The 21,284-nt window shown below is 71.2% G+C and carries 21 protein-coding genes; 14 read left to right on the forward strand and 7 right to left on the reverse strand.

Features of this window, described 5'->3' with window-relative positions; all coding sequences use genetic code 11:
* Positions 1–17 precede the first annotated feature (17 nt).
* The 7 genes from AQJ64_RS29330 (at position 18) to AQJ64_RS29360 (ending at position 7,881) form a co-directional block, all read left to right on the forward strand.
* Positions 18–1,370 carry a sensor histidine kinase gene (locus AQJ64_RS29330; RefSeq protein WP_055636705.1) on the forward strand — a complete coding sequence of 451 codons (1,353 nt, stop codon included), beginning with the start codon at positions 18–20 and terminating at the stop codon, positions 1,368–1,370.
* Entirely contained in the window at positions 1,367–2,035 is a 669-nt protein-coding gene (locus AQJ64_RS29335) for a response regulator (protein WP_055636706.1), read from the forward strand. The genes AQJ64_RS29330 and AQJ64_RS29335 overlap by 4 nt, the downstream gene beginning before the upstream one ends.
* Positions 2,036–2,099: 64 nt before the next feature.
* A complete protein-coding gene (locus tag AQJ64_RS29340; RefSeq protein WP_055636707.1) occupies positions 2,100–2,825 on the forward strand; it encodes a response regulator transcription factor in 726 nt (241 codons plus the stop codon).
* Positions 2,822–4,318, forward strand: coding sequence for a sensor histidine kinase (locus AQJ64_RS29345; protein ID WP_055636708.1), 1,497 nt, complete (start codon positions 2,822–2,824; stop codon positions 4,316–4,318). The genes AQJ64_RS29340 and AQJ64_RS29345 overlap by 4 nt, the downstream gene beginning before the upstream one ends.
* Positions 4,319–4,485: 167 nt before the next feature.
* On the forward strand, positions 4,486–5,820 hold the full coding sequence (locus tag AQJ64_RS29350) for a DUF3500 domain-containing protein (RefSeq protein WP_055636709.1): 1,335 nt from the start codon (positions 4,486–4,488) through the stop codon (positions 5,818–5,820).
* A gap of 94 nt (positions 5,821–5,914) precedes the next feature.
* The gene (locus tag AQJ64_RS29355; protein ID WP_240512816.1) at positions 5,915–6,613 is read left to right on the forward strand and encodes a leucine-rich repeat domain-containing protein; all 699 of its coding nucleotides are present in this window, start codon (positions 5,915–5,917) and stop codon (positions 6,611–6,613) included.
* A gap of 44 nt (positions 6,614–6,657) precedes the next feature.
* The gene (locus AQJ64_RS29360; protein ID WP_055636710.1) at positions 6,658–7,881 is read left to right on the forward strand and encodes a cytochrome P450; all 1,224 of its coding nucleotides are present in this window, start codon (positions 6,658–6,660) and stop codon (positions 7,879–7,881) included.
* 87 nt (positions 7,882–7,968) lie between these two features.
* Here the strand turns inward: AQJ64_RS29360 and AQJ64_RS29365 are convergent, their stop codons facing one another.
* A complete protein-coding gene (locus AQJ64_RS29365) occupies positions 7,969–9,537 on the reverse strand; it encodes an ABC transporter permease (protein WP_059203144.1) in 1,569 nt (522 codons plus the stop codon).
* Positions 9,534–10,424, reverse strand: coding sequence for an ABC transporter ATP-binding protein (locus tag AQJ64_RS29370; protein ID WP_059203145.1), 891 nt, complete (start codon positions 10,422–10,424; stop codon positions 9,534–9,536). The genes AQJ64_RS29365 and AQJ64_RS29370 overlap by 4 nt, the downstream gene beginning before the upstream one ends.
* 82 nt (positions 10,425–10,506) lie before the next feature.
* Between AQJ64_RS29370 and AQJ64_RS29375 the strand changes: the two genes are divergently transcribed.
* Positions 10,507–11,037, forward strand: a complete 531-nt coding sequence (locus AQJ64_RS29375) for a GbsR/MarR family transcriptional regulator (RefSeq protein WP_055637790.1) — start codon at positions 10,507–10,509, stop codon at positions 11,035–11,037.
* On the opposite strand, the gene AQJ64_RS29380 is transcribed toward AQJ64_RS29375, so the two are convergent.
* Positions 11,034–12,542, reverse strand: a complete 1,509-nt coding sequence (locus AQJ64_RS29380; RefSeq protein WP_055637789.1) for an APC family permease — start codon at positions 12,540–12,542, stop codon at positions 11,034–11,036. The genes AQJ64_RS29375 and AQJ64_RS29380 overlap by 4 nt on opposite strands.
* A gap of 149 nt (positions 12,543–12,691) precedes the next feature.
* Between AQJ64_RS29380 and AQJ64_RS29385 the strand changes: the two genes are divergently transcribed.
* On the forward strand, positions 12,692–14,086 hold the full coding sequence (locus AQJ64_RS29385; protein WP_055637788.1) for an ethanolamine ammonia-lyase subunit EutB: 1,395 nt from the start codon (positions 12,692–12,694) through the stop codon (positions 14,084–14,086).
* Positions 14,083–14,937, forward strand: a complete 855-nt coding sequence (gene eutC, locus AQJ64_RS29390) for an ethanolamine ammonia-lyase subunit EutC (RefSeq protein WP_079062014.1) — start codon at positions 14,083–14,085, stop codon at positions 14,935–14,937. The genes AQJ64_RS29385 and eutC overlap by 4 nt, the downstream gene beginning before the upstream one ends.
* Position 14,938: 1 nt before the next feature.
* Here the strand turns inward: eutC and AQJ64_RS29395 are convergent, their stop codons facing one another.
* Positions 14,939–15,793 carry a diacylglycerol kinase family protein gene (locus tag AQJ64_RS29395; protein ID WP_059203146.1) on the reverse strand — a complete coding sequence of 285 codons (855 nt, stop codon included), beginning with the start codon at positions 15,791–15,793 and terminating at the stop codon, positions 14,939–14,941.
* Positions 15,794–16,017: 224 nt separating this feature from the next.
* Here AQJ64_RS29395 and AQJ64_RS29400 point away from each other — a divergent pair, with 224 nt between their 5' ends.
* A complete protein-coding gene (locus AQJ64_RS29400; protein ID WP_055639015.1) occupies positions 16,018–17,301 on the forward strand; it encodes an adenylosuccinate synthase in 1,284 nt (427 codons plus the stop codon).
* Between the two features lie 183 nt (positions 17,302–17,484).
* A complete protein-coding gene (locus tag AQJ64_RS29405; protein ID WP_055639014.1) occupies positions 17,485–19,272 on the forward strand; it encodes a bifunctional metallophosphatase/5'-nucleotidase in 1,788 nt (595 codons plus the stop codon).
* Here AQJ64_RS29405 and AQJ64_RS52100 read toward each other — a convergent pair.
* Positions 19,269–19,763: an SCO4225 family membrane protein gene (locus tag AQJ64_RS52100; RefSeq protein WP_338060027.1), complete on the reverse strand. Its 495-nt coding sequence runs from the start codon at positions 19,761–19,763 to the stop codon at positions 19,269–19,271. The two genes, AQJ64_RS29405 and AQJ64_RS52100, sit on opposite strands and share 4 nt — an antisense overlap.
* Positions 19,760–19,912 (reverse strand): hypothetical protein, encoded by a 153-nt coding sequence (locus AQJ64_RS49225; RefSeq protein ID WP_157881215.1) that lies wholly within the window; start codon positions 19,910–19,912, stop codon positions 19,760–19,762. Before AQJ64_RS49225 ends, AQJ64_RS52100 begins: the two co-directional genes overlap by 4 nt.
* A gap of 45 nt (positions 19,913–19,957) precedes the next feature.
* Here AQJ64_RS49225 and AQJ64_RS29420 point away from each other — a divergent pair, with 45 nt between their 5' ends.
* A complete protein-coding gene (locus AQJ64_RS29420; protein ID WP_055639013.1) occupies positions 19,958–20,206 on the forward strand; it encodes a PIN domain-containing protein in 249 nt (82 codons plus the stop codon).
* Positions 20,207–20,323: 117 nt separating this feature from the next.
* Positions 20,324–20,617 carry a hypothetical protein gene (locus tag AQJ64_RS29425; protein ID WP_055639012.1) on the forward strand — a complete coding sequence of 98 codons (294 nt, stop codon included), beginning with the start codon at positions 20,324–20,326 and terminating at the stop codon, positions 20,615–20,617.
* 9 nt (positions 20,618–20,626) lie between these two features.
* On the opposite strand, the gene AQJ64_RS29430 is transcribed toward AQJ64_RS29425, so the two are convergent.
* Positions 20,627–21,277 carry a hypothetical protein gene (locus tag AQJ64_RS29430; protein ID WP_055639011.1) on the reverse strand — a complete coding sequence of 217 codons (651 nt, stop codon included), beginning with the start codon at positions 21,275–21,277 and terminating at the stop codon, positions 20,627–20,629.
* Positions 21,278–21,284 lie beyond the last annotated feature (7 nt).

Here is a 21,284-nt window from a genome sequence, read left to right on the forward strand (position 1 = left end):
CGCCTACCGTTTTGACTGTGACCGAGACGACGCAGCCGCACCTGCCGCCCCAGGACGACCCGTACGGCGCCTATCAGCCGAAGAGCCCGGAGGTCCGGGCGGCCATGGACGCTCTGCGCGGGATGCGGAAAGACCTGTTCGACGACGCGCTGGCCTACCGCCCGCTGCCCCCGAAGGAGCCCACGGGCCGCTTCACCAGGGAACTGCGGGGCCGCAGGCGGGAGTACGCGACCTACTCGCGGCACATCCTGGTCGGGGCGGCCGGCGCGGTGGCGGTGCTGTCCTCCGTGATGCCCGCCGGGGCCGACTCGGTGTCCGTGCTGAGCGGCCTGCTGGTCCTGGCGCCGGTGCTGCTGACGCTGGTCCGGCCGGTCGCCGCGTTCTGGGCGTCGCTCGCCTCGACCACGGCGGTCGCCATGCTCGGCGAGACATACGGCAACTGGCCGTGGCTGCCGCCCAGTTTCCTCTCCCACCTGGTCGTGCTCACGGTCGTCGCGATCCGCACCCGCCCGCGCACGGCCGCCTGGATGTGGCTGTTCACGGCCGCCTACGGCTTCATCGCCGAGACCGTCTTCAGCTGGAGCCACTACGACACCAACGTCGGAGCCATGATGGTCACCTCCGCGCTGGTCCTGCTCGGCGTCACGGTCTGGCACATACGCCGGCAGGCCGAGCAGGAGGTGACGGCCCAGCAGACCGTGACCGCCCACGAGCGCTCCCGGCGCACCCTCCTGGAGGAGCGCACCACGATCGCCCGCGAACTGCACGACGTGGTCGCCCACCACATGTCGGTGGTCGCCATCCAGGCGGAGGCCGCCCCCTACCGGGTGGAGAACCCTCCGGAGGAGCTGGAGAAGGCCTTCGTGACGATCCGGGAGAACGCGGTGGCGGCCCTCACCGAGCTGCGCCGGGTGCTGGGCGTGGTCCGTGCCGAGGACTACGAGGCGCCGGACGCCCCCCAGCCCACCCTCGCCGACCTGGACGCGCTCCTCGCCAATGTGCGGGAGACCGGCCTGGACGTCGAGAAGGTGATCACGGGCGCGGCCCGCGAACTCCCGCAGGGCGTGGAGCTGTCGGCGTACCGCATCGTCCAGGAGGCCTTGAGCAACACCCTGCGGCACGCCCCCGGGGCGAGCGCCCGGGTGGAGATCGGGTATGTGCTCGGCGGGCTGGGGCTGCGCATAGTCAACGACCCGCCGCCGAACCCCGCCCTGGTCAAGCCCTCGCCCGGCGCCGGGCACGGCATCACGGGGATGCGCGAGCGGGTGACCATGCTGAACGGCGAGATGACCGCGGAGCCGACCCCGGCCGGGGGCTACGAGGTGACGGTGTTCCTGCCCGTACCGGCCGCGAGCGGGAGTGGAGCATGACGATCCGGGTTCTGATAGCCGACGACCAGATGATGGTGCGCGAGGGCTTCTCGGTCCTGCTGAACGCGATGCCGGACATCGAGGTCGTCGGCGAGGCGGTCAACGGCCGTGAGGCCGTGGACCGGGTCCGTGAGCTGTCCCCCGACGTGGTCCTGATGGACATCCGGATGCCCGAGCTGAACGGCATCGAGGCGACCCGGGAGATCGTGGCGGCGGACGGCACGGCGAAGGTCCTGGTGCTGACCACCTTCGACCTCGACGAGTACGTGTACCAGGCCCTGCGCGCCGGAGCCTCCGGCTTCCTCCTCAAGGACGCCTCGGCCCGCCAGCTCGCGGACGGGGTCCGTGTGGTGGCGGCCGGCGAGGCGCTGCTCGCCCCCTCCGTCACCAGGCGTCTGATCACCGAGTTCTCGAAGCTGTCGAACAACCCCGTACTGCCCCGCGCCGCCCAGGCCGCCGCCTACGGTGATCTGACCGAGCGGGAGACAGAGGTTCTGGTGCTGATCGCGCAGGGACTGTCGAACGTCGAGATAGCGGGCCGGCTGGTGGTCGCGGAGTCCACCATCAAGACTCATGTGAGCAGGATCCTGGTCAAGCTGGGGCTGCGGGACCGGACCCAGGCGGCGGTGTTCGCGTACGAGGCGAGGCTGGTGACACCGGGCTGACACAGGTCCGCTGGCTACCATGGCCCCGGTTTCCGGTGCTCGACCGACCGAGAGAGGGCAACGCATGTCCGGCGCTTCCGAGACGCGTGGCGGCGCGGTGCGGGTACTGATCGTCGACGACGAGCCCGAGCTGACCGAGCTGCTGTCCGCGGCCGTGACCGAGGCGGGCTGGCGGCCCTTCGCGGCGGGCGACGGACGCGGCGCGCTGCGGCTGGCCCGGGACTGCGCCCCGCATGTCGTCGTCCTCGACGGAATGCTGCCGGACCTGGACGGGATCCAGGTGCTGCGCCGGCTCAGGAGCGAGCGCCCACGGCTGCCGGTGCTGATGCTCACCGCCCGCGACGCGCTGGAGCACCGGCTGGACGGACTGTCGTCCGGCGCGGACGACTACATCACCAAGCCGTTCTCGCTGGAGGAGGTCATGCTGCGGCTGCGCGGGCTGCTGCGCCGGGCCGGGCTGCCCGACGAGGCGGCCGACGGGTCGGTGCGGACCCTGGGGGACCTGGTGCTGGCCGAGCTGACCCGTGAGGTGCAGCGCGGCGGGACGCCGATCGCGCTGACGACCAAGGAGTTCGACCTGCTGCGGTTCCTCATGAGCCATCCGCATCAGGTGCTGAGCAAGGCGCAGATCCTGGACCATGTGTGGAACGCGTCGTTCGACGGCGAGGGCAACCTGGTCGAGGTCTACATCCACGGACTCCGGGCGAAGATCGACAAGGGGCGGGTCCCGATGATCCGCACGGTCCGCGGGGTGGGGTACGCGATCCGGGCCGCGGACGACGGGGCATGAGGCTCCCCGGGCGCCGGGCGCGCTCCGGGGCCCGTCCGGGGTGGCGCTCGCTCAGGGTCCGGCTGGTGCTGTTCGTGTCCGTGACGCTGGCGGTGGTGTGCGCGGCGATGGCGCTCACCACGGTGTACGTGCAGCACGTGTATCTGCTGGGCGACCTGGACCAGCGGGTCACGAACGCGGCGGAGCGCAGCCAGGGCGGGTTGCAGCGCCGGACCGGCGGGGCGACGGACCTGGGGTTCCTCAACGAACGCGGGCAGCCGACCGGCACCCTGGCGGCGCGGTTCGCCGACGGGAAGGTCAACGCCGCCGAGGTGGTGACCGAGGACGGCCGTCAGCGGGTGCTCGGCGCCGCCCAGCGGGCCGCGCTGAAGGGGATCACCCCCGACGGCTCGCTGCACACCCGCACGATCCCCGGCCTGGGCGCCTACCGGGTGACCGCGATCGGCGGCGACGGGGTCCCCGTGCTGGCCGGGCTCCCGATGGACGGGATCCAGCAGGTGATCGACCGGCTGGTGGTGCTGGAGTCGGTGATCGCCGGGGTCGGTCTGGCGGCCGCGGCCTGTGCCTGCGCGGTGGTCATCCGGCGCCAGCTGCGTCCGCTCGGCCGGGTCGCGGCCACCGCCGCCGAGGTGGCCCGGGTGCCGCTGAACCGCGGGGAGGTCGCGGACCTGGCCCGGGTCGCCGCCCGGGACACCGACCCCGGCACCGAGGCCGGCCAGGTGGGCGCCGTGCTCAACCGGCTGATCGACCATGTCGAGGCCTCGCTGGCCGAACGCCAGCGCACCGAGCAGCGGATGCGCCGGTTCCTCACCGACGCCAGCCATGAACTGCGCACACCGCTCGCCTCGATCGCGGGCTACGCCGAGTTCATGAACGGCGGCAGCACGACCATCGAGCCGGAGCTGGCCTGGCACCGGGTCTTGGCGCAGTCGGCGCGGATGACCGACCTCGTCGAGGATCTGCTGCTGCTCGCCCGGCTCGACGAGGGGCGGCCCCTTCGGCGGGCCGAGGTGAACATCGCGACGCTGGTGGCCGAGGCGGTGTGGGACGCGCAGGCCGCGGGCGGCGACCACGACTGGCAGCTCGCGCTGCGTCTGGACACCCCGGTGACGGTCGTCGCCGATCCGTCCCGGCTGCACCAGGTGATCGCCAACCTGCTGGCCAACGCCAGGATCCACACACCGGCGGGCACGAAGATCACGGTGATCGTGGAGGCCGCCACCGACCCGGACACCGCCTCCGGGAAAGCCCCGCACTGCGTCATCCGGGTCCGGGACAACGGCCCCGGCATCCCGCCCGACCTTCTCCCCACCGTCTTCGAGCGCTTCACCCGCGCCGACGCCTCGCGCTCCCGGGCGGCCGGCACGGAGGGCGGTTCCGGGCTGGGGTTGGCCATCGCCGCGGCGATCACGGAGGCGCACGGCGGCCGGGTCGAGGTGACGAGCGAGCCGGGGTGCACCCAGTTCTCGGTGACGCTCCCGCTCGGAGTCTAAGGACTCTCACAGAACCCCAGGTCAGAGCCCATCCCAGGGTCTCCCGCGGGTCCCTTTCGACGGGCTTGTCCCCGGTGCTTAAGGCCTGCCTAAGTTGGCTGCTCCAGAGTCTTCGGCAGGCGGCCGGTCCGGTGGGGGCGGGCTCATGAAGAAGAGGATCAGGGACGATGACCGAGCTCGACACCGGTGAGCCGACGGCCCGCGAGCCGCAGTCCGAAACCGGGGGCCGTGCTCACGCGAGCCGCCGCAACTTCATGCGCAAGGTGTTCTTCGCGTCCGGCGCCACAGCCGTCGCGACCATGGCCGGCGCGGGCGCCTGGGCGGCCATGGCGGACGACGCGACGCCGACCGCCGAGGCCTCCGGTGCCCCGAGCGGTGCGCCGAGCGGCGGCCCGGGCGGCGGCACCGGCGGACCCGGCAACCAGTCGATCACCGAGGAGTTCTTCGGTCTGACCACCGACGGGAACCGGATCGACGACCTGTTCACGATCCACTCCACCAAGGTGGCCACCGCCCCGGTGATCTCCGCGGCGAACGCCTTCCTGGCCGGTCTCACCGACACCCAGAAGACCTCGACGCAGTTCACGGTCCACTCCACCGAGTGGCGGCTGTGGAGCAACATCGACTCCTACGAGCGCCAGGGCGTCTCCCTCGCCGATCTCAGCGACGCCCAGAAGGCCCTGGGCACGGCCCTGCTGAAGGCGGCCCTGAGCGCGGACGGCCTGGAGACGACGGAGAAGATCCGGAAGATCAACCAGGCGGCCGGCGAGGCGATCGGCAACACGAACTCCTTCAACGAGGACGCCTACTACTGGACCGTGATGGGCACCCCCTCGGACAGCGAGCCCTGGGGCTTCCAGTTCGACGGCCACCACCTGGTGATCAACTACTTCGTGCTCGGCGACCAGGTCGTCATGAGCCCCTGCTTCTGGGGCTCGGAGCCGACCTCGATGGAGATCGACGGCGAGACGGTGACCGTCTGCCACGAGGAGGTCGTCGCCGGCCTCGCGTTCATCAACTCCCTCACCACCGCCCAGCAGGCCGTGGCGATCGAGTCGGCGACCAAGTCCAACGAGTCGATGAAGGCGGGGGCGTTCTCCGACAACACCGTCCAGGCGTACACCGGCATCCGGGGCAACGCCCTGACCGCCGCCCAGAAGAAGAAGCTCCTCGGGATCGCCGAGGCGTTCGTGGGCCGTGCCAAGGCCGACGCCGCGAAGGTGCGCATGGCGGAGATCCGCAAGCACCTCGACGACACCTATGTCACCTGGGCCGGCGGCACCGGCGACGACGACGCCTTCTACGTCCGCGTCCACAGCCCGGTCGTCTGGATCGAGGTCGACTGCCAGGCCCCCGGCCCGCTCGCCGGCGCGTACGGCGCGACCCAGGGCAGCGGCGCCACCCAGAAGCACGTGCACTCGATCATCCGCACCCCCAACGGCAACGACTACGGACGGGAGCTCCTCAGGCAGCACTACCTGACGTCACCGCACCACCGGTGACCTCCCTCGCATGACCGACCGGGCCGGGCCCCCGTCATTTCCCGGCCCGGTCTCCCCATGGCCCCGGTCCGGGCCGCTGGGTAGGTTGTGCGCCATGACCGAGGGCGGGGAAGCTCAGGCGCGGCAGTGGTGCGGGTGCGCGTGGCCGCGGACGGACGTACCGCCGCCGGCCGGGACGCGGATCCACACCGAACGGCAGGACACCTCGGCGCCGGGCTGGCTGCGGCTGCTCGACCTGGTCGAGGAGGCGGCCGCCGACGGGCGCGAGGAGTTCGCACCGCTGCGCGGACTCCCTGTCGAGCAACGGCAGCAGATCGTCACCCTCCCGCCGACCATCGCCCGGCTGACGGCGGTACGGCACCTGATGCTCTACGGCAGCAACCTCGTGCGGATCCCGCCGGAGATCGGCGCCATGGAGAGCCTCGAGGAGTTCACCCCGTACACCTCCTACCGGCTGCACTGGTTCCCGTACGAGCTGACGCGGTGCCGGAAGCTGCGCGGCAGCACGGTCAGCACGCGCGCCCTGTACGGCAACTTCAAGACCCGGATGCCGTTCCCCGCGCTCCACGAGCCGGTCCTGCCCGGCCGGGAGTGCGGTGTCTGCTCCGGCCCGCTGCCCCCGACGGGCCCGCGGCAGGTCTGGATCTCCCTCGGCGTCGCCACGGACGTACTGCCCCTCCTGGTCGACGCCTGCTCGCAGGAGTGCGTCGACGCGCTTCCCGCTCCCGCCGCCCACCACGTCCCCACGGTCCACCGGGGCGGCCCGTCCGTCGCACAGCCACCCGCCCGCTGACCTCACCCCTGGTCAGCAGTGCGATCAGCGGTTAGCGTCCGTGCATGGCAGCAGCTGACGACCTTCGTTTCGACCCGTGGGACCCGGCGTTCCTCGCCGATCCCTACCCTGCGTACGCCGAGCTGCGGGAGCGGGGGCGGGTGATCCACTACGCGCCGACCGACCAGTGGCTCGTACCGCATCACGCGGACGTGTCGGCGCTGCTGCGGGACCGGCGGCTGGGGCGGACGTATCAGCACCGGTTCACCCACGAGGACTTCGGGCGGACGGCGCCCCCGGCCGAGCACGAGCCGTTCCACACGCTCAACGACCACGGGATGCTGGACCTGGAACCGCCGGACCACACCAGGATCCGGCGGCTGGTGTCGAAGGCGTTCACCCCGCGCACGGTCGAGCAGCTCAAGCCGTACGTCACACAGCTCGCCGGGGAGCTGGTGGACCGGCTGGTGGAGGCGGGCGGGGGCGATCTGCTGAGCGACGTCGCCGAACCGCTGCCCGTCGCCGTGATCGCCGAGATGCTCGGGATCCCGGAGGCCGACCGCGCGCCGCTGCGGCCCTGGTCGGCGGACATCTGCGGGATGTACGAGCTCAACCCGTCGGAGGAGACGGCCGCCAGGGCGGTACGGGCCTCCGTCGAGTTCTCCGGCTATCTGCGCGAGCTCATCGCGGCCCGCCGCAAGGAACCCGGCGACGACCTCATCTCCGGGCTGATCGCCGCGCACGACGAGGGCGACCGGCTCACCGAGCAGGAGATGATCTCCACCGCCGTGCTGCTGCTCAACGCCGGGCACGAGGCGACCGTCAACGCCACCGTCAACGGCTGGTCGGCCCTCTTCCGCAACCCCGGCCAGCTCGCCGCGCTCCGCGCCGACCACACGCTCGTCCCCGCCGCCGTCGAGGAGCTCATGCGGTACGACACCCCGCTCCAGCTCTTCGAGCGCTGGGTGCTCGACGACATCGAGGTCGACGGGACGACGATCCCCCGGGGCGCCGAGGTCGCGCTGCTCTTCGGGTCCGCCAACCACGACCCCGAGGTGTTCGCGCGCCCCGAGCGGCTGGACCTCGCCCGGACGGAGAACCCGCACATCTCGTTCTCCGCCGGTATCCACTACTGCATCGGCGCGCCCCTGGCCCGGATCGAACTGGCCGCCTCGATGACGGCCCTCCTGGAGAAGGCCCCGACCCTGGCCCTCGCGGAGGAGCCGAAGCGGAAGCCGAACTTCGTGATCCGGGGGCTGGAGGGCCTCAGCGTGACGGTCTCGGTGTGACGGTCTCGGTGTGCGGTCTCGGTGTGCGGTCTCGGTGTGCGGTCTCGGTGTGCGGTCTCGGTGTGACGGTCCGGGACGGACGGCGTCTCACGTCGTCATGTCCCGTCGCCGCAGCCCCGCCAGCCCCCCGGCCACCAGCACCCCCGCCAGCGCCGCCAGCACCCCCACCGGCCCCCAGCTCATCTCCCCGCCGGGCAGCTTGGGCAGATGGCCGAAGGGGGAGAGGTCCAGGACGAACTGCGGGGCGTCCAGGGCCGGCCCGATCCAGCCGATGAGCAGGACCGCGCCCGCCACCCCCCAGGCGGCGGGCGCCAGCCGGGGAGCCGTGCCGTACAGCAGGACCGCGAGTCCGCCGACCACCCACACCGCCGGGAGCTGCACCAGGCAGGCGGCCAGGATGGGGCCGGCCTCCTTGCCGTACCCCGCGACGAAACCGAGCCCGGCGAGCAGCATGATCAGGGCGGCGCCGCCGAAGGCGATCAGCAGATGGCCGGCGGCCCAGCGCAGCCGGCCCACCGCGTTCGCGAGGACCGGTTCCGCCCGGCCCGAGGTCTCCTCGCCGTGCAGCCGCAGCACCGAGGCGACCACGTACAGGGAGGCGATGAGGCCCAGCATGCCGACCATCGCCGCGAGGAAGGCGTCGGTCAGTCCCGACTGGCCGCCCATCCGTTCGAAGATCTCGCGTGCCCTGGCGTTGTCGGCGACGAGGTCGGCCGCGCCGTCCGTCAGCCCGCCGTAGACGACTCCGGCGAGGAAGAAGCCGACGCTCCAGCCCAGCACCCCGCCCCGCTGGAGCCGCCGGGCCAGCGCGCCCGCCGAGGCCAGCCGGCCGGCGGCGGGTCCCGGCCGGGTCGGCAGGAAGCTCATGCCGACGTCCCGGCGGCCCGCCAGCCCGTAGGCCACGGCCGCCTGGACGGCCACCGCGCCCGCGAACAGGCCCAGCACCCACCACCGTTCGTCCGCGAACGCCCGCAGGTTCTCCAGCCAGCCCAGCGGGGACACCCAGGTCAGCACCGACGATCCGTCGTCGGTCGCCGAGTCGCCCGCCGCCCGCAGGACGAAGGCCGCGCCCAGCACCGCCGCCGTCAGGCCCCGGGTCAGTCGCGCGCTCTCGGTGAGCTGCGCGACGATCGCCGCCATGGTGGCGAAGACCATCCCGACTCCGGCCAGCCCGAGGCCGAACGCGGCCGCCCCCGCCACGCCCTGTCCGGCCAGGCCCGCCGTCACGAGCAGCGCGAGGACCGCGTTCGCGACCCCCGCCGCGAGCAGCGCCGCCGTCAGCGAGGCCCGTCGGCCCACCGCGCCGGACGCGATCAGTTCCTGGCGGCCGCTCTCCTCCTCGTCCCGGGTGTGCCGTACGACGACCAGCAGGGCGGTGACGGCGGCGAGTCCGCCCGCGAAGACACCGACCCGCCAGGCGGTGAGCGCGCCGAGGGAGTCGTCGAAGACCGGCCCGATCAGCGCACGGAAGGAGGAGTTGGCGGACATCTGACGGAGCAGGTCGGCGCGTTCGACGGGGGTGCTGTACAGGCCCTTCAGGGTGGTCGGCATGGACAGGACCATCAGGGTGTTCACGGCCACCCAGACGGGGATCAGCACCCGGTCGCGGCGGAGCGCGAAACGCGTCAGCGTGCCGGTGCCCGCGAGGGCCGTCATCGCGCTTCCTCCTGGTAGTGGCGCAGGAACAGTTCCTCCAGCGTCGGCGGCGTCGAGGTCAGCGACCGTACGCCCGAGTCCGTCAACGACCGCAGGACGGCGTCGAGTTTGTCCGTGTCGACCTGGAGGCGTACCCGTCTGCCCTGGACGTCGAGGTCGTGGACGCCCGGGAGGTGGGCCAACCCGTTGGGCGGCCCCGCGAGTTCGGCCCTGACGCTGGTCCGGGTCAGATGGCGCAGGTCGGCGAGCGAGCCGCTCTCCACCGTGCGGCCCTTGCGGATGATGCTGACCCGGTCGCACAACTCCTCGACCTCGCTGAGGATGTGGGACGACAGCAGCACCGTCCTGCCCCGGTCCCGCTCCTCCTCCACACAGCGCTGGAAGACCTCCTCCATCAGCGGGTCCAGGCCCGAGGTCGGCTCGTCCAGGATGAGCAGGTCGACGTCCGAGGCGAACGCGGCGACCAGGGCGACCTTCTGCCGGTTGCCCTTGGAGTAGGTCCGGCCCTTCTTGGTGGGGTCCAGCTCGAAGCGGTCGATCAGGTCGGCGCGGCGGGCGGGGTCGAGGCCGCCGCGCAGCCGGCCGTAGAGGTCGATGACCTCGCCGCCGGAGAGGTTGCGCCAGAGGGTGACGTCCCCGGGGACGTACGCGATCCGGCGGTGCACCTCCACGGCGTCCGACCACGGGTCGCGGCCGAGGATCTGCGCCGCGCCGGCGTCGGCGCGCAGCAGGCCGAGCAGGACGCGCAGGGTGGTGGACTTGCCGGCGCCGTTGGGGCCGAGGAAGCCGTGCACCTCGCCGCGCTCGACCTCCAGGTCGAGGCCGTCGAGCGCGTGGGTGCGGCCGAAGGACTTGTGGAGTCCGGACACCGTGATGGCCTTCGTCATGCCTCCGAACGTACGCTTCTTTCAGAAATTTGTGAAGTTAAGGAAGTGAGTGAAGCGACGTTAGGATGGAGCGATGGAGCGCATGAGCGGAACAGCCCGGGACGCGGAGGCCGTGTCGAGGTTCGTGGAGACCTTCGCCGCCCAGCTCGTCGAGGCCGGGATGCAGCGCATGGCCGCCCGTGTCTTCGCCGCGCTCCTCTCCTCCGACGAGGGCGCGATGTCCTCGGCCGAACTCGCCGAACAGCTGAGGATCAGCCCCGCCGGGGTCTCCGGCGCCGTGCGCTATCTGTCCCAGGCGCACATGGTGGCGCGCGAGCGGGAGCCGGGCTCGCGCCGGGAGCGCTACCGGGTGCACGGCGACCAGTGGTACGCGGCCCTGACCAACCGGGACGCCGTCATCAGACGCTGGGAGGGCGCCCTGCGCGAGGGCGTCGAGAGCCTCGGCCCCGACACCCCCGCCGGCCGGCGCATGGCCGAGACACTCGCCTTCTTCGAGTTCATCGAGGGCGAGCTGCTGACCATGATGGAACGCTGGCGGGTCCACCGCGAGCAGCTCTTCGGGGAGCCCGGGGAGCCCGGGGAGCCCGAGCCCGGGGAGCCCGGGGAGTTCTAACGCTCCTTGGTCTCCTCCAGGACCGTCCGGCCCAGCAGCAGGTAGCGCTCGGGCGAGCGCCGCTTGAGGTACTGCGCGTAGCCGATGCCCGCCACCGCGATCAGGGCGACGAGCCAGGGGGTCGCCTTCAGTACCAGCGAATCCGACTCCGTACCGGCCGCGACGCCCATGTTGGACACCAGCAGCGCCACCACCGCGAGCATGGCGATGCCGCCGGTCAGCGGGGCGGCGAAGGTCCGGAACCAGTGCCGGCTCTCGGGGTGGTGCGAGCGGAAGTACGCCAGCACGGCGAACGAGCACACCGCCTGCACGACCAGGATCGCCATGGTGCCGAGGATCGCGAGCAGGACGTACGTCCCGGTGTACGGGTCCTTGCCGGCCGCCCAGAACGCCCCGATCAGGACCGCCGACACGATCGTCTGGACGAGGCCCGCGATGTGCGGGGAGCCGTGCCGGGCGTGGGTGCGGCCGACGGTGTTCTTCAGAGACGGCAGGACGCCCTCCCGGCCCAGGGCGTACATGTAGCGGGCGGCGCAGTTGTGGAAGGCCATGCCGCAGGCCAGCGAGCCGGTGATCATCAGCCACTGCATGACGACGACCGCCCAGTGGCCGACGTACTGCTCGGTGGGGTTGAAGAACAGGGCCAGCGGGTCGTCGGTCGCGACCTTCACGGCCTGCGACTCGCCCGTGCCGGTGATCGCCATCCAGGAGACGAAGACGTAGAAGACGCCGACGCCGAGCACGGAGATCATCGTCGCCTTGGGGATGATCTTCTTCGGGTTGCGGGACTCCTCGCCGTACATCGCCGTCGACTCGAAGCCGACCCACGACCAGAAGGCGAAGAACAGCCCGAGGCCGGCCGAGGTGCCCTTGAAGGCGTTGACCGGGTTGACCGGGTCGATGCTGAAGCCGTCGGGGCCGCCGCCGTGCAGGGCGACCGAGACCGCCATCGCGGCGAGGATCGTCACCTCGGTGGCCAGCAGCACGACCAGCAGCTTCTCGGCGACCGAGACGCCGAACCAGGTACCGGTCGCGTTGACGGCGAGCATCAGGATCGCGAACGCCCACCACGGGATGTGCAGCCCCGTCTGGTCGTTCAGGGTCGTGGTGGCGAAGGTCGAGAAGATACCGATCAGCGCCGGCTCGAACACGACGTACGCGAAGGTCGCGAGCAGCCCGGAGGCGAGGCCGACCGAGCGGCCGAGGCCGTAGGAGATGAAGCCGTAGAAGGCGCCCGTGGACGTGATGTGCTTCGCCATCGAGGTGAAGCCGACGGAAAAGATCGCCAGGACGACCATTGCGACGAGATAGCTCGCCGGGGCGCCGGTGCCGTTCCCGGCGGACACCATGAAGGGCACGTTGCCCGTCATCGCGGTGATCGGCGCGGCCGTCGCGACGGCCATGAAGACCACGCCCAGCAGGCCCACGGCGTTGGGCTTGAGCCGGTGAACTGTGCCTGTGTCGCTCGTCTGCGCCGCCGGGGCGACGCTCTCGTCCACTGCCATCGGGTGGCCCTCTCCTGATCCGTCCGTCTGTGTGCTGGACCGGAACTCTTCAGTCCGAATGAGTCGGGCAAGCGGTTCGCGGCGTTAAATGTATGTCAACCAGACCTTTAGAAATCTGAGGGAAACACCGGACTCGTACGGTCGCCGCCATGAGCGTCTACACGACCGTCCTCGGCGGCGAGCGGCACCGCTTCGGCTCCCTCGCCCGCCTCCTCGCCGCCGCGAGCCCCGAACGCTCCGGCGACCGCCTGGCCGGCCTCGCGGCCCGTACGGCCAGGGAGCGGGTCGCGGCGCGCTGGGCGCTCGCGGACGTCCCCCTGACCGACTTCCTCACCCAGCCCCTCATCCCGTACGAGGACGACGACGTCACCCGGCTCATCCTCGACACCCACCAGCGGGCCGCGTTCGCGCCGGTCGCGTCGATGACGGTCGGGGAACTGCGGGAATGGCTGCTGTCCGAGGCCGCGGACACGGCCGCGCTGACCGCGCTGGCGCCGGGCCTGACCCCGGAGATGGCCGCCGCGGTGTCGAAGCTCATGGGGAACGCGGACCTGGTGGCGGTGGCACGCAAGGTGTCCGTGGTGACGGCCTTCCGTTCGACGATCGGGCTTCCCGGCCGCCTCGCGACCCGCCTCCAGCCCAACCACCCGACGGACGACCCGGCCGGGGTCGCCGCCGCCCTCCTGGACGGGCTGCTGCTGGGCTCCGGCGACGCGGTGATCGGCATCAACCCGGCCACCGACAGCCCGAAGGCCGTACGGGACCTCCTGGAGCTGCTCGACGGTGTGATCGGCCGCTACTCCATCCCCACCCAGTCCTGCGTCCTGTGCCATGTCACGACGGCCGTCGACCTGATGGCCCAGGACGCCCCCGTCGACCTCGTCTTCCAGTCCATCGCCGGCACCCAGGCCGCGAACGCCTCCTTCGGCGTGACCCTCGGTCTGCTCGACGAGGCGCACGAGGCCGCCCTCGCCCTGGGCCGGGGCACGGTGGGCCGCAACGTCATGTACTTCGAGACCGGCCAGGGCAGCGCCCTCTCCGCCGGCGCGCACCACGGGGTGGACCAGCAGACGGTGGAGGCACGGGCGTACGCCGTGGCCCGCCGCTACGATCCGCTGCTGGTCAACACGGTCGTCGGGTTCATCGGCCCGGAGTACCTGTACGACGGCCGGCAGATCCTGCGCGCCGCGCTCGAGGACCACTTCTGCGGCAAGCTGCTCGGTCTGCCGATGGGCCTGGACATCTGCTACACCAACCACGCCGACGCCGATGACGACGACATCGCCACCATGCTGACCGTGCTCGGCGTGGCCGGGGCGTCCTTCGTGATCTGCACCCCGGGCGGCGACGACATCATGCTCAACTACCAGTCGGCCTCCTACCACGACGCGCTCTATCTGCGCGAGGTGCTCGGTCTGCGCCCGGCGCCCGAGTTCGAGGCGTGGCTGGGCTCGGTCGGGCTCCTGGACGACCGCGGCGGCATCCGCGAGATCTCCGGTACGGCCCACCCCCTCACGGCGATCGGACGGGAGCTCGCGGCATGACGGAGGTATCCGTACCCCACGACGATCTGTGGCCGGCCCTGCGCCGCCGCACCCAGGCCCGTATCGGCCTCGGCCGGGCGGGCGGCGCGCTGCCCACCCGCCACCGGCTGGAACTGCAGGCCGCGCACGCGGCGGCCCGGGACGCCGTGCACGCGCCGTTCGCCCCGGACCGGGTCGCGGCCGAGCTGCCCGGCATGCCGACGGTACGGGTCCGCAGCGCGGCTTCCGACCGGTTCACCTACCTCCAGCGCCCCGACCTGGGCCGCCGGCTGGAGGCCGTGGACCGCGCGCATCTCCCGGTCGGCGACTGGGACGTCGTCTTCGTCGTCGCGGACGGGCTCTCCAGCCGGGCGGTGCACGCTCACGCGGCGGCGATGGTGCGGGCGACGGCGGAGCGCCTGCCCGGCTGGAACGTGGCCCCCGTCGTCCTCGCCGAACAGGCCCGCGTGGCCCTCGGCGACGACGTGGCGGCGGCGATGGGCGCGACGACGGTGGTCGTCCTCGTCGGCGAACGCCCCGGCATGTCGGCGGCGGACTCCCTGGGCGCGTACCTGACCCACCGGCCGGTGCCGGGCGTCACGACGGACGCCGACCGCAACTGCCTCTCCAACATCCGGCCGCCGCTGGGGCTCGACTACGAGACGGCGGCGGGGAAGCTGGCGGCACTCATGGGCAGGGCCCGGGAGCTGGGGAGGTCGGGGGTGGGACTGAAGGACGAGATCGACCCGGAGAAGGGGTACGAGGTCCGTTTCAGCAAGCCCTTCGGTGAGAAGCTCCCCATCCCGGACCCCTTCGACCGCACCCTCGACACCACCGGCTTTCAGGCCCCCGAAGGTGATGCGGGGGAGTGACTCACCGTCCCGCCGGCAGCACCAGCCCCAACGCCCCCTCCCGCACCGTCCACGTCCGCCTGCGCACCGGCCCCACCACCCCCGCGTCCGCGCGGTAGCGGAAGTCGCTGCCGGAGACGGTCACCGTGCGCCCCCTGGCCTCCAGCGGCGCCGCCTCCGCGCCCACCGACAGGGGCCGTACGACCACCTCCGCCTCCCCGGACGCCCCCGGGGCCACCGACACCGCCTCCACCGGCTGGTCGAGGTCGACCAGGGTCACCCCGTCCACCTCGACCCGCAGCCGGGCCGGACCGGTCGGCTGGGGGGCTGCGGCGGGGCGCGGCGGACGCGAGGGGACGAGCGTGCGGACCAGGGACTGGAGCCAGGGCCGCCCGGCGGCCGCCGCTCCCGCGGCCTCCTCCTGCGCGGCGAGCTGCTGGAGCGGCGGGATCCGCAGCGCCCCCAGCACCACCCCGTCGCTGTCGTCCACCAGCAGGTCCAGCCGCCGCTCGGCGCCGTCGAGGACGGCCCGCGCCGCCGCGACGGCCCCCGTGGGGATCCCCAGGGCGTGCGCCACGCCCAGCACGGTCCCCACCGGGACCATCGACAGCACACATCCGGCCAGCTCCCGCTGCCGGTGCAGCAGCGACACCGTCCGGGTCAGCGTGCGGTCGTCACCGATCACGACCAGCCGCCGCGAACCCCGCCGCGCCAGCACCCGGGCGAACTCCTCCGGACTCTCCGGAAGACACACCTTCGTACTCGCCGCACCCGCGCTGAGCACGTCTTTCGCGATCCGTACGGACTCCCCGTCGGCCCTCCGGGCAATCGGATCGATGATCACCAGCAGCTGGTCCGGCGTCGCGAAAGTCGCCACCTCGGTCCTGCCTCGCTTCCTCGGGTAGCATCTTTGTGCAAGAGCCCCTTGCGCTATTGCGCCAGGGGCTTCGTCTATTCCGGGGCATCCGGGTCCGACGGTGTGCGACCTACGACGGTCGCGGAACTGCGGCCAACGACGGTCGCGGTGCACGCGGTGGTGGAAAAGGCCTCCGCGTACGCCCCTGACCTTGGACATGCCCCACCCGGAAGGGGTGTACGCGCGTGCCCGCACTTGTGCTGCTCGGTGCTCAGTGGGGTGACGAAGGCAAGGGAAAGGCCACCGATCTACTCGGCGGCTCGGTGGACTACGTAGTGCGCTACCAGGGCGGCAACAACGCCGGCCACACGGTCGTCGTCGGTGACCAGAAGTACGCACTCCACCTTCTCCCTTCCGGAATCCTCTCGCCCGGCTGTACGCCGGTCATCGGTAACGGCGTCGTCGTCGACCCGTCGGTCCTGCTCTCCGAGCTGAGCGGTCTGAACGAGCGCGGCGTCGACACGTCGAAGCTCCTGATCAGCGGCAACGCGCACATCATCACCCCGTACAACGTCACTGTCGACAAGGTGACGGAACGCTTCCTCGGAAAGCGCAAGATCGGCACCACCGGGCGCGGGATCGGTCCGACATATGCGGACAAGATCAACCGCGTGGGCATCCGCGTCCAGGACCTCTACGACGAGTCGATCCTCACCCAGAAGGTCGAGGCGGCGCTCGACGCCAAGAACCAGCTCCTCACCAAGCTGTACAACCGCCGCGCGATCGCCGTGGACCAGGTCGTCGAGGAACTGCTGGGCTACGCGGAGAAGCTCGCTCCGTACGTCACCGACACGGTCCTGGTCCTGAACCAGGCCCTGGAGGAGAACAAGGTCGTCCTGTTCGAGGGCGGCCAGGGCACCCTCCTCGACATCGACCACGGCACGTACCCCTTCGTCACCTCGTCGAACCCGACCGCGGGCGGCGCCTGCACCGGCGCCGGCGTGGGCCCGACGAAGATCAGCCGGGTCATCGGCATCCTCAAGGCGTACACGACCCGCGTCGGCTCGGGTCCCTTCCCGACCGAGCTGTTCGACGAGGACGGCGCGGCGCTGCGCCGGATCGGCGGCGAGCGGGGCGTCACCACCGGCCGTGACCGCCGCTGCGGCTGGTTCGACGCGGTCATCGCCCGCTACGCGACCCGCGTGAACGGCCTGACCGACTTCTTCCTCACCAAGCTCGACGTCCTGACGGGCTGGGAGCAGATCCCGGTCTGTGTGGCGTACGAGATCGACGGCAAGCGCGTCGAGGAACTCCCGTACTCCCAGACGGACTTCCACCACGCGAAGCCCATCTACGAGACCCTCCCCGGCTGGTCCGAGGACATCACCAAGGCCAAGTCGTTCTCCGACCTCCCGAAGAACGCGCAGAACTACGTCAAGGCCCTGGAGGAGATGTCCGGCGCCCCGATCTCCGCGATCGGCGTGGGCCCGGGCCGCGACGAGACGATCGAGATCAACTCGTTCCTGTAGTTCGCGGCAAGTCGCCCTGCGGTAACGGGGGCTTGGGCCGGTCTTGGACATCCTTGACCGGCCCATGGGCTGTTCACGGTTACGCCCGTAACTGGCGGAAGGCAAGCATCTACGCGAGTAGCTGCTCCACTCCTTCCCCGCCCGTTCCAGGAGCCCCGAATGCCCGTCAGCCCCGTACCTCCCATGAACCGCCGTGAGTTCGTGCAGAAGTCGGCCGTGACCGGTGCGGCGGTGGCCGTCGCCGGGACCGTCGGCGTCGGTACCGCCGAAGCCGCCGACCGCGAGCCCCCCAAAGCTCCCCGCACCTGGACCTTCTCCATCCTGGGCACCACCGACCTGCACAGCCACGTCTTCGACTGGGACTACTACAAGGACGCCGCCTACTCCGACGCGAAGGGCAACTCCGTCGGTGTGGCCCGGGTCGCCACGCTCGTGAAGCAGCAGCGGGAGGCGAAGGGCGAGGACCACGTCCTCCTCGTCGACGCCGGCGACATCATCCAGGGCACGTCCCTGGCGTACTACTTCGCGCGCGTCGACCCCATCACGGACGGCGCCAGACACCCCATGGCCGTCGCCATGAACCACATGCGCTACGACGCCGCCGCCCTCGGCAACCACGAGTTCAACTACGGCATCGACGTACTGCGCAAGTTCGAGAAGCAGTGCCGTTTCCCGCTGCTCGGCGCGAACGCGCTGGACGCGAAGACCCTGCGGCCGGCGTTCCCGCCGTACACCGTGAAGAAGATCCGCGTCCCGGGCGCGCCCGACATCAAGGTCGGCATCCTCGGCCTCACCAACCCCGGCATCGCGATCTGGGACAAGGACAACGTCAGCGGGAAGATGGTCTTCCCCGGGCTCGTCGAGCAGGCGAGGAAGTACGTGCCGAGACTGCGGGCGCTGGGCTGTGACGTGGTCTTCCTGACCGACCACTCCGGCCTGGACGGCTCCTCGTCGTACGGCGACGCGCTCCCGTACGTGGAGAACGCCTCCAACCTGGTCGCCGAGCAGGTTCCCGGCATCGACGCGATCCTCGTCGGCCACACCCACGTCGAGGTCCCCTCGTACACCGTGAAGAACGCGGAGACGGGGGAGGAGGTCCTGCTCTCGGAGCCGTACTGCTGGGGCTACCGGCTGAGCGTCTTCGACTTCGAGGTCGAGCTGGAGCACGGCCGCTGGAAGGTCGTGAGCAAGACCGCCCAGACCCTCAACCCCCACACGGTCGACGAGGACCCGGAGATCAAGCGGCTCCTGGAGGCCGACCACGAGTTGGTCGTCGCGTACGTCAACACCGCCGTCGGCACCTGCACGGCCGACCTCTCGGCGGCGGAGTCCTGCTGGAAGGACGTCCCGATCATGGACTTCATCCACGAGGTCCAGATGGAGACGGTGAAGGCGGGTCTGTCGACGGCGGACGCGGCGCTGCCGCTGATCTCGGTCGCCGCGCCCTTCTCCCGCACGGCGGACATCCCGGCGGGGGCCGTCACCATCAAGGACATCGCCGGGCTCTACATCTACGACAACACGCTCTACGGCAAGAAACTCACCGGCGCCCAGCTCAGGGACTACCTGGAGTACGCGGCGAAGTACTACCACCAGGTCCCGGCGGGCACCGCCGTGGACACCGCCACCCTCACCAACGCGAACAGCTTCTGGGACTACATGTACGACACGGCGGCGGGCGTCGACTACGAGATCGACATCGCCGCGGCCGAGGGCTCCCGGATCAAGAACCTCACCTACGACGGGGCCGCGGTCGCCGACGACCAGGTCTTCGTTGTCGCCGTCAACAACTACCGGGCCAACGGCGGCTCCGGCTACCCGCACATCGCCTCCGCCGCCATCGCCTACAGCTCGACCAACGAGATCCGCCAGCTGATGATCGACTACGTCACGGCCAGGGGCACCCTGAACCCGGCGGACTTCGCCGTCACCAACTGGAGGCTCACGCAGGCCGGTACGGCCGTGTTCTAGCCGGCGGTCACGGGGCGGGTCCGGGTGAGTCCCTGGTAGGCGGCGCCGAGCAGGGCCACCTGGACCACCGCCCCGATCGGCACCCCGATCAGCGCGAACTGGCTGGGCACCACCAGGAACAGCAGCGAGGTCGGGGCGGTGGCGAAGAACAGCCACATCCCGGCGAAACTGGCGTCCGCGTGCGAGATGAACAGCGTGTCCACCGCGACCCAGGCCGCGAGCGCGCCCACGAGGAACAGATAGCCGAGGGCGGCGGGGGTGCGCAGGGCCGAGACGAGCGAGCGGTAGCCGTTCATGATGAAGAAGCCGCCGTCCACGAACGCGTGCTTCGCCCCCTCGTCGGCGTCCTGGTAGGAGGGGCCATGCAGGTGAAGGGCCTCGGCCGCTCTGACCAATTCGTCGACCCTCTTCTCGACCTCGGCCAGGAAGGCGGGCGGTGCCCCGGCTGCCACCGTCGCCTCGTCCGGGACGCACTCCCAGGTCCAGCTCACGGGTTGTGCAGCGCCTTGGCCGCCTCACGGTAGATGCCGCTCGCGGTGGCCAGGTGTCCGCGCGCCTCACTCGGGGCGCTTGCGAGCCGGGCCAGGTACTCGGCGCGGTGGGGGACCTTCGCCGCCTCGGGGTGCCGTTCGATCTCCATCAAGGTTGCCCAGTGGGCGAGATAGGCATGGACGGGCCTGACCGCATGCGCAAGGGACTCGCGGAGCACGTCGGCGCGTTGCCCGCCGTCGAGATCGTCGAGTTGGACTTCGCCGGTGCCTCCACCGTGGGCGCGCTGCTGCGTGACGGCGTGGAGTGGCGGCTCGGCCACGCGATCCATCTGTCGCGGCCCACGGTCGACTGGCCGGACGGGCGGCATGTGGTGACCGTCGATCCCGACGCGTACGCGGACATGCCCCTCGTGCGGACGATCAGGTTGCCGTACCAGAGGTGAACCAGGGGCGCCCCCGACCAGGGGCGCCCCCGACCAGGGGCGCCCCCCTGCACCCGGGCATATCCTGAAATCGCCACCCGCGCGCGTCGACCCGAGAAGCAGAAGAAGGTGACCGCGATGCGCATGATGATGAGGGCGTCCATGGACACGGAGAAGGCCAACGAGCTGATCCGGAACGGGACTCTCGGCAAGCTGCTCCAGGAGTCGATGGAGCAGATCAAGCCCGAGGCGGCCTATTTCACGGCAGACGGCGGCCGGCGGACCGCCTATCTGTTCTTCGACATGGCGGACCCCTCCGACATGCCGGTGATCAGCGAGCCGTTCTTCCTCGAACTGGGTGCCGACATCAGCTACACACCCGTGATGAACAGGGAAGACGTTCAGAAGGGGCTGTCCCGGCTCGGGCGTTGACCTCGGGCGTCAGCTGAACACGATCATCGACCCCTGCGCCAGACTCCGGGTCGCCGCCGCGTGCAGCCCCAGCCAGACGTGCCGCTCACGGGCGAAGGGGCTGGGATCGTACGGCGCGGGGACGGCCGGTTCCTCCAACTCCGTCGGCGCGGAGGGCGCCTGGGGCGGTGCCGGCGGGTTCGCCGGGTCGATGCCGATCGACGGGGCGACGAACTCCAGCTCCCGGAGAAGGGACTGGGCGGACCCCAGGGGGCCGCCTCCGGCGAGAAGGTCGTCGTTCGACAAGGGGTGCGGGAAGTCGACCGGGACGTACGCGCCCGCGTGGTCGTAGTGCCAGACCAGGTGGGACTGCTGGGCGGTGGACTCGAACATCTCCAGGAGCTGTTCGTAGTCGCCGCCCAGTTCGTCGACCGGGGTCACCGGCAGCCCGCACACCTGGAGCAGATAGGCGCGGCGCAGGAAGTGCAGCGCGTCGTAGTCGAAGCCGGCCACCGGGGCGACCTCCCCGGACAGCCCCGGCATGTACTGGAACACCGGCACCGGCGGCAGCCCCGCCTCCGCCAGCACCTTGTTGTACTGCGCGAGTTCGTCGGCGAACGGGTTGTCGGGGGTGTGGCACAACACGTCGACGAGCGGTACCAGCCACAGGTCACAGGCCAAAGAAGGC

Source organism: Streptomyces griseoruber, from assembly GCF_001514205.1.
Lineage (GTDB): Bacteria > Actinomycetota > Actinomycetes > Streptomycetales > Streptomycetaceae > Streptomyces > Streptomyces griseoruber.